This window comes from Saccharomonospora iraqiensis subsp. iraqiensis, assembly GCF_000430445.1.
In the GTDB taxonomy this organism is placed as follows: domain Bacteria; phylum Actinomycetota; class Actinomycetes; order Mycobacteriales; family Pseudonocardiaceae; genus Saccharomonospora; species Saccharomonospora iraqiensis.
Genome location: NZ_KE387066.1, coordinates 3,049 through 4,908, shown reverse-complemented (window position 1 = coordinate 4,908; position 1,860 = coordinate 3,049). Strand labels below are relative to the sequence as shown.

Annotated in this window: 2 protein-coding genes; both read right to left on the bottom strand. The window is 74.6% G+C overall.

Going from position 1 to position 1,860, the window contains the following annotated elements:
- Nucleotides 1-38 precede the first annotated feature (38 nt).
- Nucleotides 39-1,004, bottom strand: coding sequence for a lysophospholipid acyltransferase family protein (locus ACTIR_RS0106300; RefSeq protein ID WP_324607089.1), 966 nt, complete (start codon nt 1,002-1,004; stop codon nt 39-41).
- A partial coding sequence (locus ACTIR_RS22015; protein WP_233345838.1) for an NAD-dependent epimerase/dehydratase family protein occupies nt 890-1,860 on the bottom strand: 971 nt, incomplete at its 5' end. The genes ACTIR_RS0106300 and ACTIR_RS22015, both read right to left, overlap by 115 nt.

The window sequence follows — 1,860 nt, the reverse complement described above, 5'->3', positions numbered from 1 at the left end:
CGGCCCCGCGCCCGGGCACCGCCGGACGTGCGCGGGCCTCAGCCGCTGAACAACCCGCGCCGCCGGGAGAGCCTGCGGTAGAGCATCTGCTGGATGTCCTCCCGGATCCGGTCGGTCAGGTCCAGCACCAGCATCTGGTCGTCGGCGGCCGCGGGGTCGCGGTCGGCCGTGGACAGCGGCTCGCCGAACTCGATGTGCCACTTCGTCGGCAGCGGGACGGTACCCAGCGGCCCGAGCAGCGGGAAGAACGGCGTCACCGGGAAGTACGGCAGTCCGAGCAGCCGGGCCAACGGCCGGATGTCGGCGATCTTCGGGTAGATCTCCTCGGCGCCCACGATCGCGCACGGGACGATCGGCACCCCGGTGCGCAACGCCGCCGAGACGAACCCGCCCCGGCCGAACCGCTGCAGCCGGTAGCGCGCCGAGAACGGCTTGCCGACACCCTTGTACCCCTCCGGCCACACCCCGACGAGTTCGCCCGCGCGCAGCAGCCGCTCCGCGTCCGGGTGGCAGGCGAGGGTGTTGCCGGACCGGCGCGCGAACGACGCGAGCACCGGGGTGCGGAACACCAGCTCCGCGCCGAGCATCCGCAGGTGCCGGTGCGCGGGGTGCTCGTCGTGCACGGCGACGGCGGTCATCAGCGCGTCCAGCGGCAGCACCCCGGAGTGGTTGGCCACCAGCAGGGCCCCGCCCTCGGCGGGCAGGTTGCCCACGCCGTGGGCGCTGACCCGGAACCACCGGTCGTAGAGCGGGCGTAGTGCGGGCAGCAGCACGGTCTCGGTCAGTTCGACGTCGAACCCGAACTCGTCCACCGGGTAGTCACCGGCCGCGCGGCTGCGGAGGAAGCGCAGCGCCCGGTCCAGCGCGTCCCCGTCGTCGTCCCGCACCGTCAGAGCACCGTCCTCCGTCGCTCCGCCGCGTCCAGCATCCGCACGAACGCGTCGCTGCCCGGCACCGGCGGATGATCGCGCAGGTGGTCGTCGAGCGCCTCCCGGGTGGTCCACCGGGGCGTGTAGCCGAATTCCCGGCGCAGCCGGGTGGTGTCCAGCACCCGACCGAAGCTCAGCAGGCGCGCGTTCTCCGCGGAGAGATCGACCGTCCGGGCGCCGCGCAGCACCGCACCGAACGACGGCAGCGCCGTCCTCGGCACGGGGAGTGCCACGCGGCCGGCCCGCCGCACCGCCTGCGAGACGGTGAGCACGCCGTCCCCGCCGACGTTGACCACCCCCGGCCGGTCGGTCCGGGCGGCGCGTTCCAGCACGGCCACCGCGTCCTCGGCGTGCAGCAGTTGCAGGCGCGCGTCGAACCCGAACGCGGTCGGCACCACCGGCAGACCGAGGTACCGGGCGAACACGGTGTCGAACCCGCCGCCGACGATGTCGGCGAGTCGGGCCGTGGTCACGGTGACGTCCGGGCGACGGCGGGCGAAGCCGCGCACGTAGTCCTCGACCTCGACCGCGTCCTTCGCGTAGCCCCGGGCGTCGTCCGGGATCAGTTCGGAGTCCTCGGTGAACACGGCCTGCGACCGGGGGCTCGCCCCGTACACCGCGGCCGTGGAGGCGACCACGAGCCTGCGCACGTGCGGCGACCTCTGGCACGCCGCCAACAGCCGCATGGTGCCGATGACGTTGACTTCCTTGCGGGCCGCCCGCCTGCCCGGCGCCGCGGGCCGGCACGCCGCACCCACGTGCACGACCGTGTCGACCTTCGCCGAGGTGACGACCTTCGCCACGAGGGGATTGCGGATGTCGAGGCGGACGAACTCCGCGCGGTCGACATCGCCGGGCGTCGGCCCGGCCGGATGCGCATCGTCGGGCTCCGGCCCGGCCGGATGCGCGTCGCCGGGCTCCGGCCCGGCCG